The 14,749-nt window shown below is 69.9% G+C and carries 13 protein-coding genes and 1 pseudogene; 8 read left to right on the top strand and 6 right to left on the bottom strand.

Annotated elements, in window-relative coordinates:
- The 4 genes and pseudogenes from ABF401_RS00170 to ABF401_RS00155 form a co-directional block, all read left to right on the top strand.
- Nucleotides 1–196, top strand: a pseudogene (locus ABF401_RS00170) (cobyric acid synthase); the annotation flags it as partial.
- Entirely contained in the window at nucleotides 193–1,587 is a 1,395-nt protein-coding gene (locus tag ABF401_RS00165; protein WP_353507493.1) for a GNAT family N-acetyltransferase, read from the top strand. The pseudogene ABF401_RS00170 and the gene ABF401_RS00165, both read left to right, overlap by 4 nt.
- Nucleotides 1,584–2,555: an MBL fold metallo-hydrolase gene (locus ABF401_RS00160; protein ID WP_353507492.1), complete on the top strand. Its 972-nt coding sequence runs from the start codon at nucleotides 1,584–1,586 to the stop codon at nucleotides 2,553–2,555. The genes ABF401_RS00165 and ABF401_RS00160 overlap by 4 nt, the downstream gene beginning before the upstream one ends.
- On the top strand, nucleotides 2,552–4,132 hold the full coding sequence (locus ABF401_RS00155; protein ID WP_353507491.1) for an FAD-dependent monooxygenase: 1,581 nt from the start codon (nucleotides 2,552–2,554) through the stop codon (nucleotides 4,130–4,132). Before ABF401_RS00160 ends, ABF401_RS00155 begins: the two co-directional genes overlap by 4 nt.
- A gap of 1 nt (nucleotide 4,133) precedes the next feature.
- On the opposite strand, the gene ABF401_RS00150 is transcribed toward ABF401_RS00155, so the two are convergent.
- Nucleotides 4,134–4,814, bottom strand: a complete 681-nt coding sequence (locus tag ABF401_RS00150) for a SprT-like domain-containing protein (protein WP_353507490.1) — start codon at nucleotides 4,812–4,814, stop codon at nucleotides 4,134–4,136.
- A gap of 53 nt (nucleotides 4,815–4,867) precedes the next feature.
- On the bottom strand, nucleotides 4,868–5,779 hold the full coding sequence (locus tag ABF401_RS00145) for a patatin-like phospholipase family protein (RefSeq protein WP_353507489.1): 912 nt from the start codon (nucleotides 5,777–5,779) through the stop codon (nucleotides 4,868–4,870).
- 119 nt (nucleotides 5,780–5,898) lie between these two features.
- Here ABF401_RS00145 and ABF401_RS00140 point away from each other — a divergent pair, with 119 nt between their 5' ends.
- Nucleotides 5,899–6,177, top strand: coding sequence for a type II toxin-antitoxin system VapB family antitoxin (locus tag ABF401_RS00140; RefSeq protein WP_353507488.1), 279 nt, complete (start codon nucleotides 5,899–5,901; stop codon nucleotides 6,175–6,177).
- Complete coding sequence (locus ABF401_RS00135) at nucleotides 6,174–6,569, top strand: type II toxin-antitoxin system VapC family toxin (RefSeq protein ID WP_353507487.1); 396 nt, start codon at nucleotides 6,174–6,176, stop codon at nucleotides 6,567–6,569. Before ABF401_RS00140 ends, ABF401_RS00135 begins: the two co-directional genes overlap by 4 nt.
- Before the next feature lie 5 nt (nucleotides 6,570–6,574).
- Here the strand turns inward: ABF401_RS00135 and ABF401_RS00130 are convergent, their stop codons facing one another.
- Entirely contained in the window at nucleotides 6,575–7,207 is a 633-nt protein-coding gene (locus ABF401_RS00130) for a flavin reductase family protein (protein WP_353507486.1), read from the bottom strand.
- Nucleotides 7,208–7,299: 92 nt separating this feature from the next.
- On the opposite strand from ABF401_RS00130, the gene ABF401_RS00125 reads away from it, so the two are divergent.
- Nucleotides 7,300–7,992, top strand: coding sequence for a TRM11 family SAM-dependent methyltransferase (locus tag ABF401_RS00125; protein WP_353507485.1), 693 nt, complete (start codon nucleotides 7,300–7,302; stop codon nucleotides 7,990–7,992).
- A 213-nt stretch (nucleotides 7,993–8,205) separates the two neighbouring features.
- On the opposite strand, the gene ppsA is transcribed toward ABF401_RS00125, so the two are convergent.
- On the bottom strand, nucleotides 8,206–10,581 hold the full coding sequence (gene ppsA, locus ABF401_RS00120) for a phosphoenolpyruvate synthase (protein ID WP_353507484.1): 2,376 nt from the start codon (nucleotides 10,579–10,581) through the stop codon (nucleotides 8,206–8,208).
- A gap of 34 nt (nucleotides 10,582–10,615) precedes the next feature.
- Entirely contained in the window at nucleotides 10,616–11,449 is an 834-nt protein-coding gene (locus ABF401_RS00115) for a pyruvate, water dikinase regulatory protein (RefSeq protein ID WP_353507483.1), read from the bottom strand.
- Nucleotides 11,450–11,561: 112 nt separating this feature from the next.
- On the opposite strand from ABF401_RS00115, the gene ABF401_RS00110 reads away from it, so the two are divergent.
- Nucleotides 11,562–12,473, top strand: a complete 912-nt coding sequence (locus tag ABF401_RS00110) for an aminoglycoside phosphotransferase family protein (protein ID WP_353507482.1) — start codon at nucleotides 11,562–11,564, stop codon at nucleotides 12,471–12,473.
- Nucleotides 12,474–12,656: 183 nt separating this feature from the next.
- Here the strand turns inward: ABF401_RS00110 and ABF401_RS00105 are convergent, their stop codons facing one another.
- Complete coding sequence (locus ABF401_RS00105) at nucleotides 12,657–14,465, bottom strand: SulP family inorganic anion transporter (RefSeq protein ID WP_353507481.1); 1,809 nt, start codon at nucleotides 14,463–14,465, stop codon at nucleotides 12,657–12,659.
- Nucleotides 14,466–14,749 lie beyond the last annotated feature (284 nt).

The following is a 14,749-nucleotide window of genomic DNA, read 5'->3' as shown; positions in this document are numbered from 1 at the left end:
CGGCTTCCGGCGCGCTTGGCTGGGCGACATCGCGGCGCAGGCCGGCTCGGACTGGCAGCCGGACGCCCACTCACCAGGCTTCCGCGAGCGCCGGGAGCGCATGATCGACACGTTGGCCGACGCGGTGCAGACCCATGTCGACATCGATGCCCTGCTCACCCCGACCCGTGCGGCGCGGACGGAGTTGACCCGATGATCACGCGGATCCACGTCATCGGCCTGGGCCTCGGCCACCCTGAGCACCTCACTCGCGCCGCGGTCGCCGCGCTGAGCACCGTCGACGTCTTCGTGCTGGCCGAGGAGGGTGCGGGTGCGGACGACCGGAGGGCTGCGCAGCGTGCTCTCTGTGCCGAGCTCGTTCCCGCGAGCCACCCCCACCGTTTCGTGGAGGTCACCGACCCGCGAAGTGAGCCTGACAGCGGAACGAGCTCAGCGGCATACGACCGCGTTGAGGCAGCGCTGGGAGCCCGCGTGGAGGCGGCCGTGAAGGCCCTCGGGGAGCTGCCTCCCACGGCGGAGACGCTGGGCCTGCTCGTCTGGGGCGATCCTGCCCTGGCAGGTCCGGTGCTCGACCTGGCCGAGGGCCTGGCCGCTCGTCTCGGCGCGGACGTCGAGGTCGTCGCCGGACTAGGAGCTGCGCAGCTGCTCGCTGCGGCTCATCGAATCACGTTGGGCCGCAATGGAACCAACCTGCGCATCCTGTCGGCACAGCACCTGGTTGACTCCTACGACCCAGCGATGGGCGACGCTGTCGTCGTCGGTGACGGCCGCCTGGAGTGCCTCGAGCTTGCGGACCTCTTCCCCGAGCTCGAGCTGTACTGGGCAGCCCACCTCGGGACTCCGGACGAGGTGCTCGTGTCCGGGAGGCTCTCGGACGTCGCCGACGAGCTGCGGGCGGCGCGCTCACGGGCGGCCGAAGCCCGCGGATGGGTGGTCGACGCCTACCTGCTTCGACCACCCGGGGCCGCGTCCGGACAGTCGGCACCGGCCTGGCCAACCGTCGACTCGCTCTCCGACGGGGTCCTCACGCTGCGGCCGACGACCACGGCCGACTGGGATCTCCTGCTCGCCGAGAACAACAACGACGAGGCCATGAAGTGGGGGTTCACCGCCGAGCCGATGACGGAGCCGGCAGCTCGACAGGCGGCCGCTCGCGCTGTCCGGGACTGGAGGAGCGGTCGGGCTGCACGCTTCGCCATGGTCGACGCGGGGTCGGGCGTCCGCGTGGGGATGATCTCCGCGCTGCGGATGGGACCTCCGGAGGTGGCCATCATCGGCTACGGCGTGCTTCCCGAGTTCCGCGGGCGGGGGCTGACCGTGCGGGCCCTCGAGCTACTCGTCGACTGGGTGTTCGCAACGACGTCGATCGCCCGTCTGGAGCTCGGGCACAAGCTCGACAACGTGGCCTCCGGAGTGGTCGCGTCACGGGCAGGATTCGTGCGGGAGGGCGTGCTGGCTGGCCGGCTCAAGAACCCGGACGGGACCTTCTCCGACGAGGTGTCCTACGCCCGGCTCAGGCCGGACCGGTCGGTCGGCTCGAGCGCCGATCTCGACGTGGTTGAACCCGAGACCAAGGAGGAGTCATGACAGCGGACTCGAGCAAGCCGTTCGCCTCGTCCGCCGACCTCGAGGAGAAGGTCGAGACCGTGGAGGTGCTCGGCGACGGGGTCTTTGCCCTCACCGCCGAAGGGGACCCCAACGTCGGGGCCATCGAGGGTGAGGACTTCCTCGTCTGCTTCGACGTCCGGGCGACGCCGGCCGCGGCCCGCGACTGGTTGGCCAAGCTGCGCGAGCACACCGACAAGCCGGTGCGCCACGTCGTGCTGTCCCACTACCACGCCGTCCGCGTGCTCGGGGCCAGCGCCTTTGAAGCAGAGGAGATCATCGCCCACGAGTCGACGCGGCGCCTCATCGACGAGCGGGGGGAACAGGACTGGCAGAGCGAGTTCGGGCGGATGCCACGGCTGTTCAAACACCCGGAGGAGATCCCCGGGCTGACCCACCCCACCATCACCTTCGCCGACGAGCTGTGGATTCCCCTTGGCGGCACCCGTGGCGACCTCATCCTGCGCTGGTGCGGGCGGGGGCACACCGAAGGTGACGTGGTCGCGTGGCTGCCCAAGCAGCGCGTGCTGTTCGCGGGCGATCTCGTCGAGTCGCAGGCGGCCCTCTACACGGGTGACGCCTACCATCGCGACTGGGCGACTCACACCCTCGAGGCAGTGGCGTCCTTCCGCGCCGAGGCGCTCGTCGGGGGTCGGGGCGCCGTGGCCCGCGGGCGGGAGGCGGTCGACGCCGCGGTCGCGCAGACCCGGCACTTCCTCGAGGTGCTCATGGGTCAGGTCACCGACGTCCACCGCCGGGGTGGCACGCTCAAGGACGCCTTCGACGCCGCCCACACGGCGCTCGTCGACGAGTACGGCCGCTGGCCGATCTTCGAGCACTCGCTCCCCTTCGACGTCTCCCGCTACTGGGACGAGCTGAACGGGATCGAACGGCCCGTCATCTGGACCGCGGAACGTGACCGCGAGGTGTGGGACCAGCTGCAGCGATGAGCGTTCTCGTCCTCGGGGCAGGTCCGGTCGGCCAGACCGCCGCCCTGGCCCTGGCCAGATGGGGCATCCCCGCCGTGGTGCTCGACCAGCGACCGGGACGGGACCTCGTCGGTTCGAAGGCGATCTGCCAACAGCGCGACGTCCTGGACCTCTGGTCCGAGCTGGGCGCGCGGGCCATCGCGGAGGAGGGCCTGACGTGGTCGAGGGCGCGCACCTTCTACCGGGACAGGGAGCTCTTCGTCGTCGAGCTGCGTGATCCCGGGCGCTCGCCCTTTCCACCGTTCGTCAACATCTCCCAGGCCCGGACGGAGCAGGTGCTCGACGAGGCGATCGCCGCCCAGCCGCTCATCGACGTGAGGTGGTCGCATCGCGTCACGGGGATCTCCCAGTCATCCACGTCCGTGACGGTTCGGTGCGAGACTCCCGATGGCGAGGTCGAGCTGGCGGGCGACTACGCGGTCGCCTGTGCCGGGGCCCGGGCAACCGACATCAGGGCCATGCTCGGAGTCGACTTCGGAGGGACGTCGTTCACCGACGCCTTCCTCATCTGCGACATCGAGGCGACCTTGCCCGGCTGGGAGCAGGAGCGCCGGTTCTACTTCGACCCTTCGTGGAATCCCGGTCGACAGGTGCTGATCCACCCGTGCCCGCACGGCCTGTACCGGATCGACTGGCAGGTGGAACCGGACTTCGACCTCGATGTCGAGCGCTCGTCGGGGCGGCTCCATCGGCGCATCCGGCAGATCATCGGCGACTCGCCTTATCGCCTCGAGTGGTCGACGGTCTACCACTTCCACGCGCGGATCGCGTCGCGCTTCCGGGTAGGGAGAGTGCTCCTGGCCGGGGACCTCGCCCACCTCGTGGCACCGTTCGGGGCACGCGGCCTCAACTCAGGTGTGCCCGACGTCGAGAACGCTGCGTGGAAGATCGCGTGGACAATGCGGGGCTGGGCGGGCCCGGGGCTGCTCGACAGCTACGAGACGGAGCGGCGGGCTGCAGCGGTCGAGAACCTCGAGGTGACGACGGCGACGATGGCCTTCCTCGTCCCGCATTCGCCCGGGGAAAGGGCACGCCGCGTCGAGGTGCTCAGAGCGGCCGGGCACGACGCAACGGCCAGGGCGCAGGTGGACTCCGGCCGCCTCTCCGAGCCCTTCTGGTACGTCGACTCGCCGCTGACGACGACGGCTCACGACCGCCGGTGGCCGGGTCGACCACCCCGCGGCGCGCCGCCCGAACCCGTGCCGGGGGTGATCCTGCCGGACGCGCCCGTGGCGCTTGCCGGCCAGCCCGGCATCACGCACGTGCGACAGCTGGCTCGCGCAGGCCTGCTCGCCCTCGCCGGTCCCGGAGCCAACCTCGCGGCCTTCCGGGCAGCGCTGAGCGAGGGCGCCGGAACGGCACCACACGCGGTCCTGGCCCTCGCCGAGACCGAGCCCAGCGGCATACTTCTCGACTCCCTGAAGGCAGATCCCGCCGACGTCTGGCTCGTGCGGCCGGACGCGCACACCTGCGCCGTCGTTCGCGAGCCGGGCGAGCTGGCGACCGCGGCTCGGCGCGCACTCGGCCACCCCGGGTGACTCAGCCGGCCCTCTCGACCCAGGCGAACGGCACCGAAAGGAGACCGTCGGGGACCCGGACTCGATACCGCGTGCGCCCCCTCTTGACGATGTGCCCCACCACGCCGTCGAACTGACCCGGGGCGGCCACCCGAACCACGGCGCCGGGTAGCAGGCGCCCGGGCGCGAGCTGGGGCAGCCCGAGCAGAAGGGCATCCAGCTCGGCCACATAGTTGGGGTGCATCGGGACCCGCTGGCCGTGGTAGGTCCAGTCGAGGACCCGCGCCCTCTCGGGGCCGGTACACAGGGTGCAGATGGCCACTCTCGTCGGCATCCGGTGCCGGGTCGTCCCATGGCCGTTGGGGCACGTCCCCCGCCAGGCGCCCGTGACGGCGGCGGCCTCGGCGGACGAGCAGCGTTGGCCGGAGCAGCCGATCTCGAGTGCCTTCGCGCGCCAGACCGCGTCGTGGCCGTGCCCTGGGCCGACCAGCGCATGGGCGATCTCGTGCAGGAGAGTGTCCCGGACCTCGTCCTCGGGGTGCACGCGCGTCAGATGGGCGCTCAGCGAGATCTCTCGCCTCGCCGGACGGCACGCTCCCGCCCTCGTCCTTGCCCGGTCCAGGTTGAGGACCCAGTCGCTCAGCCCGTGTGTGGCCATGAGCTCTCGGCCCAGTTTCAGTGCAGCGCTCAGCTCCATCGTCATCCCAACTACTCGGTGCCCCGGCCTGAAACCTAGGGGAGAGCGCCGACAACGCCTCATCCGGCCGGGCGCGCCGCGCGGCCCAGACGCGGTTCGGAGGAGTGGCGAGAGTGCTTGTGCAGCGAGAGGAACCGCTCCGGCGTGGGGAGTTCGGTCCCGCCCGCCTCGATCCAGGCCAGGCTGGATCGGCGGGCACGGCCGATGAGCTCGGCCGCCCGACTGAAGTCCGCTGCCGAGACCGCGAGCGGGCAGAGCGGCGGCAGCACCTTGAGGGCGACGTCCGCGGCGCTGGCGGCCACGTCGTGGATGGCGCGCTGCTCCAGCAGCAACGTGAGGGCATGCAGCGCCATCGCAACCGCCGAGCGTGGTGGCTCGGCAAGTGCGCACGGGGCACCCGTCGGGAGCAGGTACACGACCTCCGCTCCCAGCGCCACGGCCTGCGTCACGCCGGCATGCGGTGCGAGAGCCCCGTCGACGAGCAGCCGGCCCCCGAGCTCGACGGGCGGGAAGACTGCCGGGATCGAGGCACTGGCGAGGACCCCTGCGACGACCGATCCGTCACTGATGAGGACGTCGCGACCGCTCAGCAGGTCGGTGGCCACGAAATGCACCGGGATGCGCGCATCCGCAAGGTCGTCGAACCCGGCATGGCGGCGGACGAGGTCACCGAGCGGGCGGGCGGACGACAAAGCCACGTCCCGGCTGAGCAGGGCGCCAAGGACTCGACGCGGGTCGACAGGAAACACGTCGGCTCGACGAAGGGCACGCCACACGTCCGCCAGCGCCTCGAGCGACGCCCGCGACAGCCCGTGCCCAGCGACCCAGGCCGCGTTCATGGCTCCTGCAGAGGTCCCGACGAGCAGATCCGGTCGGATGCCCTGCTCGGCCAAGGCTTGGAGCATCCCTACCTGGACGGCGCCGAGGCTGCCCCCACCGGAGAGGACGAACGCGGTAGTCCTGGTGCCCATATCGATTGGTGGCGGCCCGTCGGCTCGTCCTTACTGTGAGCCGGCGCACAGACCGCCAAGACCAGGGTGACCCGACCGAGGTAGCATGGTGTAAGCCGCTGGGTAGAGAGGTGTAAACAATGGCGCTCAACATCAAGAACGAGCACGTCCACACGCTCGCTCGTGAGGCTGCACGTCGCACCGGGCTGACGCAGACGAGCGTTCTCGAGAGGGCGCTGGAGGAGTTCTTGGCGCGACTGCCCGACGCGGAGGACGCGGACGAGCTCCGGATCCGAGAGCGTCGAGCCAAGGTCGACGAGGTGCTACGCGAGATGCATGCCCTCATCGGTGACGAGGACCGGGCGGCGGTGAAGCGGTTCATGGAGGAGATGTACGACGACCACGGGCTCCCCAGGTGATCGTCGACTCGTCGGCCATCGTCGCCATCGCGTACGACGAGCCCGAGTGTGATGCGCTGGTGGTCGCACTCACCGAGTCGGTGCGCCCGCGCATGTCGGCCGCAACGTACGTCGAGGCAGGCATCGTCCTCGATTCGAGCGGCATCCCAGAGTTCGCCGCGCGACTCGATCGCCTCCTGGGAAGCCACGACATCCACCTCGTCGACGTGACCGAGGCCCAAGCGAGGATCGCGCGACGGGCCTACCGCGACTTCGGGCGTGGCAGCGGCCATCGGGCCCGGCTCAACTACGGCGACTGCTTCTCCTATGCCCTCGCCATCGACACCGACGAGCCGTTGCTCTTCACGGGCGACGACTTCGCTCATACCGATGTGCGGCGCGCGGCGTGGTGATCTCTTCAGCGATACGCCTCCTCGTCGATGCCGGCGAGACGTGACGGATGCACCTCGTCCCCCAGGGTGAAGAAGCGCTGGAAGCTCATGATGAGCGGGCGCCAGCGGGCTGGATCGATGCGACGCTCGCTGCCGGCCATGCGGATCGATGGGTGCACGTGCACCTGCTCCACGGTGACCTGGACGACCGCGTGGTCAGTCAGGTGGACGGCCTCGAGCGTGGCCTCCATCGCCACCGGGCACTCAGCGGCCAGCGGAGCCGCGACGACTCGACCGGGCACGGGAGTCAGCCCGGCACGGTCGAACTTGTCGCGCGAGTGGACATAGCCGTTGGCGGCCTTCCAGGGCGGCACGGGCTCCGCGCCCGTCGTCAGCGCAAGGCGATCGACCGCCGACACCTGGTCAGGACCCGGCAGATTGAGCACGCACTCGCCGGTCCGTTGCAGGTTGGCCAAGGAGTGCGAGGCCAACCCGAAGCCCAACGTGGCCGTGTGGCCGAGCCAGAAGGCGGACGAGATGGGAGCCAGGTTCGCGGTGCCGTCCGCGTTGAGCGTCGACACGAGGACAACGGGCGTCCCCCAGTAGAGGATCGCCGGATCGACAAGGTCATGCACCCGACTCGGGGCCGTGATGGTCATACCCCAAGGACGCTGGTGTGACTCCGTTCGTGAGGTGATCCGGCGGCCAACCAGCACGGACGTCTCGGTGTCGGCGCGGCACGATGGGAGCCATGACCATCGCAGCACCGCGGGCCACTCCGCCGCGCGACAGGGCGCTTCCGCCATATGCCGAGGCGACCCTCGCCGAACTGCAGGCAGAGCGTCCGGAACATGCGGACGAGGACGTGCACTTCACCGAGTCACTGGCCACCCTCGTCATCGAGAGCCTCACGTCGCCGGGTGAGGTCGTCCTCGACCCCTTCGCCGGCTTCGGCACGACGCTTGTCGTCGCAAGCCGCTTGGGCCGCAGGGCGATCGGCGTTGAACTCCTGCCAGAACGAGTGAGCCTGATCCATGACCGCGCACCAGGAACGACCGTCATCGAAGGAGATGCCCGCGGCCTCCACGAGCTCGTCACCGAACCCGTCGACCTGTGCCTCACGTCGCCGCCCTACATGACGGCCAACGCACACCCGCACAACCCGTTGACCGCGTACGAGACGCTGGACGGCGACTACCGCACCTACCTCGAGCAGCTCGCCCGGCTCGCGCGAACCGTGCACGACCTGCTTCGGCCCGGGGGTCACCTCGTCGTCAACGTGGCCAACATCCGGCACGGCGGCCACACCACCGCCCTGGCGTGGGACGTCGCTCGAGTCATCGGCGGCGTCCTGCCGTTCCTCGGCGAGACGGTCGTCGTCTGGGACGTGCTCCCCCACGACCTGACCGGCGACTACCTGCTCACCTTCCGTCGCGAGGCGTGAGCGCTCGTGCCCCTGGGGATCGCGCCACCCTGCAACACGCCCGGTTATCCGGAACTCACCACGGCTGCTTCAGGGTGCGGTTTCGCGGTGCCGGGCGTGTTGCGGGTTGGGCGGGCTGGGAGGAGGGTGGGCTTGGGAGCGAGCGCCGCGGCATACGGCCAATGTCGTATGCCGCTGAGCTGGGACTGCGCGTCCGTGCCCGTGGGTGCCCGCTCAGCGAGCGTGCTTGGCGAGCTGGAGCCACGTGTCCACGACGGTGTCGGGGTTGAGGGACATCGACTCGATTCCCTCGTCGAGGAGCCACTCGGCGAGGTCCACGTGGTCGGACGGGCCCTGGCCGCAGATGCCCACGTACTTGCCTTGGGCCCGGCACGCCTGGATCGCCATGCTCAGCATCTTCTTGACAGCGGGATCCCGCTCGTCGAAGGACCCGGCCACGAGGGCCGAGTCACGGTCGAGACCGAGCGTCAGCTGCGTCATGTCGTTGGAGCCGATCGAGAAGCCGTCGAAGTGCTCGAGGAAGGCCTCCGCGTCGACGGCGTTGGACGGCACCTCGCACATCATGATGACCTGCAGGTCGTTCTCGCCGCGACGGAGGCCGTGTTGAGCGAGCAGCTCGATGACACCCTTGGCCTCGGCGACGGTGCGCACGAACGGAATCATGACCTTGACGTTGGTCAGGCCCATGTCGTCGCGGACGAACTTCATCGCCTCGCACTCCATCGCGAAGCACTCGGCGAAATCGGCTGACACGTAGCGCGACGCCCCGCGGTAGCCGATCATCGGGTTCTCCTCGTGCGGCTCGTAGCGCTCGCCGCCGATGAGGTTGGCGTACTCGTTCGACTTGAAGTCGGACATCCGGACGATGACCGGCTCGGGAGCGAAGGCGGCTGCCAGCGTGGCGACTCCCTCCGCGAGCCGCTTGACGAAGAAGTCGCGCGGGCTGTCGTAGGCCGCGATGAGCTCGGTGATCTGCTCCCGGAGCCCGGGCTCCTGGTCGTCGAGCTCAAGCAGCGCCCGGGGGTGGATCCCGATCTGGCGGTTGATGATGAACTCCAGGCGGGCGAGGCCGATTCCCTGGTGCGGCAGGCGAGAGAACTCGAACGCCTGGTCCGGGGTGCCGACGTTCATCATGATCTTGACCGGGATCTCGGGCATCTCGTCCAGCGCCGTCTCGGTGACGGTGAAGTCCCGCAGGCCGTCGTAGACGAAGCCGGTGTCGCCCTCCGCGCAGGAGACGGTGACCTCGCGCCCGTCCGTGAGCTCGGTTGTGGCTGCGCCCGTGCCGACGACTGCCGGGATGCCGAGCTCGCGGGCGATGATCGCGGCGTGGCAGGTGCGGCCGCCCCGGTTGGTCACGATGGCGCTGGCCCGCTTCATGATCGGCTCCCAGTCGGGGTCGGTCATGTCGGCGACGAGCACCTCTCCTGGCTGGAACTCGTGCATCGTGGAGACGTCGGTGAGCACGCGCACGGCACCGGCGCCGACCTTCTGGCCGATCGCGCGCCCCTCGACGACGACCGGGCCGCGTTCGTTCATCCGGAAGCGTTGGAGGGTGGACGAGCTGGCGCGCGACTTCACCGTCTCGGGGCGCGCCTGGAGGATGTAGAGCTTCCCGTCGACGCCGTCACGGGCCCACTCGATGTCCATCGGGCGGCCGTAGTGCTCCTCGATCTTGACGGCGTGGCGGGCGAGCTCGGTGACCTCGTCGTCGGAGAGGCTGAAGCGGCGCTGATCGGCCGGGTCGACGGGGACGAACTCGGTCGTGCGGCCCACCGCAGCGTCGTGCGTGTAGACCATCTTGGTCGCCTTGGCGCCGAGCCCGCGCTTGAGAATCGCCGGACGGCCGGCGGCGAGGGCCGGCTTGTAGACGTAGAACTCGTCCGGGTTGACCGCACCCTGGACGACGCCCTCGCCGAGACCGTAGGCGCTCGTGACGAAGACGGCCTCGGGGAAGCCGGACTCGGTGTCGATGGTGAACATGACTCCAGAGGCGCCGAGGTCGGAGCGGACCATGCGCTGCACACCCGCCGAGAGCGCGACGACCGAGTGGTCGAAGTTGCTGTGGACGCGGTAGGCGATCGCCCGGTCGTTGTAGAGGGAGGCGAAGACGAGCTTGATGGCGTGCAGGATGTTGTCGATCCCGCTGATGTTGAGGAAGGTCTCCTGCTGCCCGGCGAAGGAGGCGTCCGGCAGGTCTTCGGCAGTGGCGCTGGAGCGCACCGCCCAGCTCACGTCATCCGTGCCGGCGGCCGCGACGAGCTCGTCGTAGGCCCCGCGGATGTCTTGCTCCAGGTCCGCGGGGAACTGCTGGGCCTCGACCGCGTCGCGGATCTCCTTGCCGACAACCGCCAGCCGCCGGACGTCGTCGACGTCCAGCTCGGAAAGCAGCCCGTTGATCCGGTCGGCGAGGCCGTTGTTGGCCAGGAAACGGCGGTAGGCGTCGGCGGTCGTCGCGAAGCCGTCGGGGACCGACACTCCCGCCTTGGACAGGTGCTGGACCATCTCGCCCAAGGACGCGTTCTTGCCTCCGACGGACTCGACGTCGTCAAGACCGAGCTCGCGGAACCACAGGATGTTGGCGGTCATGGGTTGTCCTTTCGGCGGTGACGGGCGGGGGCCCTCAGGCGAGGTTGTTCATTCGTCTGGTCTGCATGATGACGGCGGCCATCTCCTCGACCGACATGGACGCCGAGTTGATCGACGGAATCCGGTGCTGGTGGTAGAGCGCCTCCGCCCGTCTCAGCTCGTAGCTGCACTGGGCGAGCGAGGCATACGTCGAGCCGGGTCGGCGCTCGCCGCGGACCTGGCTCAGGCGGGCGGCGGTGGAGATCAGTCCGAAGCATCGATCCGCGTAGGGGCGGATGGGCCGGGGGAGGTCGCTCGCGCGGAAGTCCTCCTCGACGAGCGGGTAGTTGGCGACCTTGATGCCGTGCTGGAGGGCGAGGTACATCGACGTTGGCGTCTTGCCGCACCGGGACGGGGCGATGAGGATCAGCTCCGCCTGCGGGAGGTTGCGCAGGCTCTGGCCGTCGTCGTGCTCCATGGCGAACTCCACCGCCTTCATCCGCTGCTCGTAGCGTCGCGGGTCGCCGAGCCCGTGCAGGCCGGCGCGGTTGTGGCTGGCGTTGACGTGCAGGACACGCTCGATCGCGTCGAGGTGAGACCCGAACAGGTCGATGAAGGCGCACCTGGTCTTCTGGAGCTCGGTGCGGACCTCCTCGTCTGCGACCGTCGAGAAGACCAGCGGCGTGACCGAGCTGGTCATCGCGGCGTCCACCTCGGCCACGACCTGCCGAGCCACCTCCACCGTGGTGATGAAGGGGATCTTGCGCCGGAGGAAGCGGACCGTCGGGAACTGGTTGAGCATGAGGTTGCCCAGCGTCTCGGCAGAGATGCCCGTCCCTCCGGCGAGGAAGAACACCGGGGTGTCGGCGACGCGGTCAGGGGCGCTCACTGCGCCACTGTGCCACAGCGCACGAGCGCGGTGGCCCTGCGTCCGCCCCTGCGGAACGGTGGCGGGACGAAATGGGTTGGCACCGTTGAGCGGGAGCGGGAAGGGTGACAGCGTGCGACTTCACGAGGACCAGCTCGAGCTGGCCGACGCCATGGTGGCTGCGCTCGTTGCCGACCAACTGCCGGATCTGCGCGGCGCGAGACTGTCACGCGTGCCCTCGAACGGCACCGTCAACGTGCTCTATCGGCTGGGTGACCACCTCGTTCTGCGCTTCCCGATGCGGGGCGACGACCCTGGCGCGGTATGGGCCGAGCTCGCTGACGAGGCAGACAACGCGCGGCGGCTCCTCGGCCGGCTACCGGTGCTCTCGCCGGAGCCCGTGTCGATCGGCGACCCGGGCCACGGCTACCCCCTGCCGTGGGCGGTCTACCGATGGTTGCCGGGGCTGCCGGCCTCGCAGGTCGAGGTGGCGGACTCCATTCCGTTCGCCGAGCAGCTGGCCGGTGTGGTGCGCGCACTGCGGGAGATCGACACCGAGGGCAGGGTGTTCTCGGGCGACGCCCGCGGCGGCCGGCTCACCGACCATGACGCCGGCGTGAGGCGCTGGCTCGGTCAGTCGCACGGGCTCATCGACGTGGCCGAGGTCGAGGCGCTCTGGTCGCGGTTGGTTCGCACGGCTCGGGAGGGAGCGCCCGACGTGTGGACGCACGGCGACCTCATGCCTGACAACCTCCTCGTGCAGGACGGTCGCCTGTCGGCAGTCATCGACGTGGGCCTCTCGGGCCCCGCCGACCCAGCCCTCGATCTGCAGCCGGCCTGGAACCTCCTCGCCGCCCCCAGCGCCCGGCGGGCATTTCGCGAGGCACTTGCGGTCGGGGACGAGGAGTGGGACCGCGGGAAGGCGTGGGCGCTGGCTCAGGCGAGCGGTTGCCTGCCGTACTACCGGGTCACGAACCCTCCGATGTCGCGCCTCGCGCACCGGACCCTGACGGCCCTCCTCGAGGACCAGCGCCAGCCCGTATGACGCTGGGCTCGATTCCCCCGCCCGCTCACTCCCAGCGATGGCCCTTCTTCGTCGAGTGTGCAGTCCGTGCCGACGCTGCTACGGCGCGAAGTGCACACTCGACGAGAAGGTGTGGGGGCGCGGAGTGCACACTCGATGAGGAGCCAGCCCAGCGGCATACGGCATCGCTGTGGCCCGGGAAGGTTAGCCAGCATCCGGCCCTCGGTCCTTCCGACGATCCGAGAGGTCAGGCAACGGAGGGACTGGCGGCACCTGGAAACCCTCGATCGGTCGTCCGTACGTGCGCTCGTACCACGTGGCGTAGGCGGCGACTGCGGTCGGCAGGGTCGGGAAGATGAGTTCCGTGCCGACCTTGTCGACGAAGCCAGCGGCATCGAGCGAGTCGCGCATGTCCTGCTTCACGCGCGCCATGGCGAAGCCGATTCCTTCCTCCTCCAACGTGATCCGCAAGGTGTCGAGCGCGTCCACAGCCGTGAGGTCGACCTCGGTGTTCGCCTCGGCGTTGATCAGGAGCCACTCCACGGGCCCGACCTGTTGCGCGTCAGCCACCGCCTGGAGAGCGCGCTTCGCGAAGTCGTGCGAGTTGGCGAAGAACAGCGGCGAGTCGTAGCGGTAGACGACGAGCCCCGGCACCTGCACGGCGTTGGAGTAGTCGTCGATGTCATGCATCCCGGCAACGTTGTGGACGTACCCCAGCACACCGTCGTGCGGGTGCACGATCCGGCGCAGCAGGTCGAGGACGGAGAGGCCGACGGCGACACCGATGCCTGGCAGGACCCCGAGGACGAGGACTGCGGCGGTCGTCGCCAGCGACAGGACGAGCTCGCTGCGCCGGAAGGCCATGATCCGGCGCAGCTCCGCGACGTCGACGAGTCGCAGCGCCGCGTAGACGACGACGCCGCCGAGGGCTGCGGTGGGGAAGGTGGCCAGGATGGGGCCGAGCCACAGCATCGTCGCGACGATGAGGACGACCGACACGAGGGAGTGCAGCTGCGTGCGCGCACCCATGGCATCGGCAAGGACGGTACGGCTGCCGCTCGAGCTGACCGGGAACCCCGAGGCCAGGCTCGAGGCGATGTTGGCGGCGCCGAGGGCAACGAACTCCTGGTTGCTGTCGATGGTCTCGCGACGCTTCAGCGCGAACGCTCGGCCCGTGAGCACGTTGTCGCTGTACCCCACGGCAGCGACGCCCACGGCGGCCGGTAGCAGGGTCAGGATCTCGACGCCGTCGAGCCGGGGCACGCTGAACGGGGGCAACCCCTGGGGGACCTCGCCCACCACTGCGACGCCCTGGTCCGCGAGCCCGAAGACCTGAACGACGGCCGCCGCGCCAAGCATGGCGATGAGCGGCCCGGGCCACCGTTTCGCCCACCGGCCCATGGCGAGCAACGCAGCGAGGACGGCCATCGCCAGGGCAAAGGTCGGCCAGTGCAGCTCGTCCAGACGCGTCACCGTGTCCCAGAGCTCCTCGAAGAAGGACCCGCCCTCCACCTCGATGCCGGTGATCTTGCTGAGCTGGCTCACGATCATGAGCGCCGCGATGCCGGCCATGTAGCCGACGAGCACGGGCTTGGACAGCAGCTCGGCGAGGAACCCGAGGCGGGCGAGCCAGGCGAGCACGCAGATGACGCCGACAGCCAGGGCGAGCAGGGCGGCCAGCTCGGCGTGAGGACCGCCCGCCGCTCCCGCGATGGCGCCGACACCGGCCGCGGTCATGAGGGCGGTCGTCGACTCGGGACCCACCGAGAGCTGCCGCGACGAGCCGAGCAGGGCGTAGACGACGAGCGCCGGAGCGGAGGCCCAGAGTCCGGTGATGGCGGGCAGGCCGGCCACCTCGGCGTACGCCATCACCTGCGGGATGAGGTACGCCGAGACGGTGATGCCCGCGAAGACGTCGCCGCGCAGCCAAGCGCGGTCATAGGACAGGAGCACGCCCACCCCGGGTGCGAACCGAGCCCACTGAGCCCGCCGAGCATTGCGTCCCTCGGTCACCTGCCGAACGTACCTCCGAGCCCGGGTGTGACGCAGCAGACTCGTGGGTTCGGCCACACGTCGCTGCCGACGAAGGCGCCAGGGAGTGGACTGGGGGCAAAGGAAGAAGGCGTCATGAGGACCACCCGTCGACCCAGGACCCGCTGGCTTTCCGCAGCGGCTGTGGGCGTCGTCCTCTTCCTGCCAGCGTGCGGCCGTGAGGCCCCCGACCCGGCGGCCCCTGCTCCGAGCTCGGCGCCCAGCAGCACCACGACCACGACGCCGAACCCCCGTCACCCACGACG

Origin of the sequence: Intrasporangium sp. (assembly GCF_040414665.1) — a bacterium.
In the GTDB taxonomy this organism is placed as follows: domain Bacteria; phylum Actinomycetota; class Actinomycetes; order Actinomycetales; family Dermatophilaceae; genus Intrasporangium.
The sequence above is the reverse complement of the archived record's forward strand: the minus strand, read 5'-3'. Positions and strand labels throughout refer to the sequence as shown.

Bases quoted from the DNA above. Each gene is read 5' to 3' on its own strand.
- ABF401_RS00150 (WP_353507490.1), bottom strand. From the start codon at position 4,814: ATGACGATGGAGCTGAGCGCTGCACTGAAACTGGGCCGAGAGCTCATG.
- ABF401_RS00130 (WP_353507486.1), bottom strand. From the start codon at position 7,207: ATGACCATCACGGCCCCGAGTCGGGTGCATGACCTTGTCGATCCGGCG.
- ppsA (WP_353507484.1), bottom strand. From the start codon at position 10,581: ATGACCGCCAACATCCTGTGGTTCCGCGAGCTCGGTCTTGACGACGTC.
- ABF401_RS00155 (WP_353507491.1), top strand. From the start codon at position 2,552: ATGAGCGTTCTCGTCCTCGGGGCAGGTCCGGTCGGCCAGACCGCCGCC.
- ABF401_RS00145 (WP_353507489.1), bottom strand. From the start codon at position 5,779: ATGGGCACCAGGACTACCGCGTTCGTCCTCTCCGGTGGGGGCAGCCTC.
- ABF401_RS00165 (WP_353507493.1), top strand. From the start codon at position 193: ATGATCACGCGGATCCACGTCATCGGCCTGGGCCTCGGCCACCCTGAG.
- ABF401_RS00125 (WP_353507485.1), top strand. From the start codon at position 7,300: ATGACCATCGCAGCACCGCGGGCCACTCCGCCGCGCGACAGGGCGCTT.
- ABF401_RS00160 (WP_353507492.1), top strand. From the start codon at position 1,584: ATGACAGCGGACTCGAGCAAGCCGTTCGCCTCGTCCGCCGACCTCGAG.
- ABF401_RS00140 (WP_353507488.1), top strand. From the start codon at position 5,899: ATGGCGCTCAACATCAAGAACGAGCACGTCCACACGCTCGCTCGTGAG.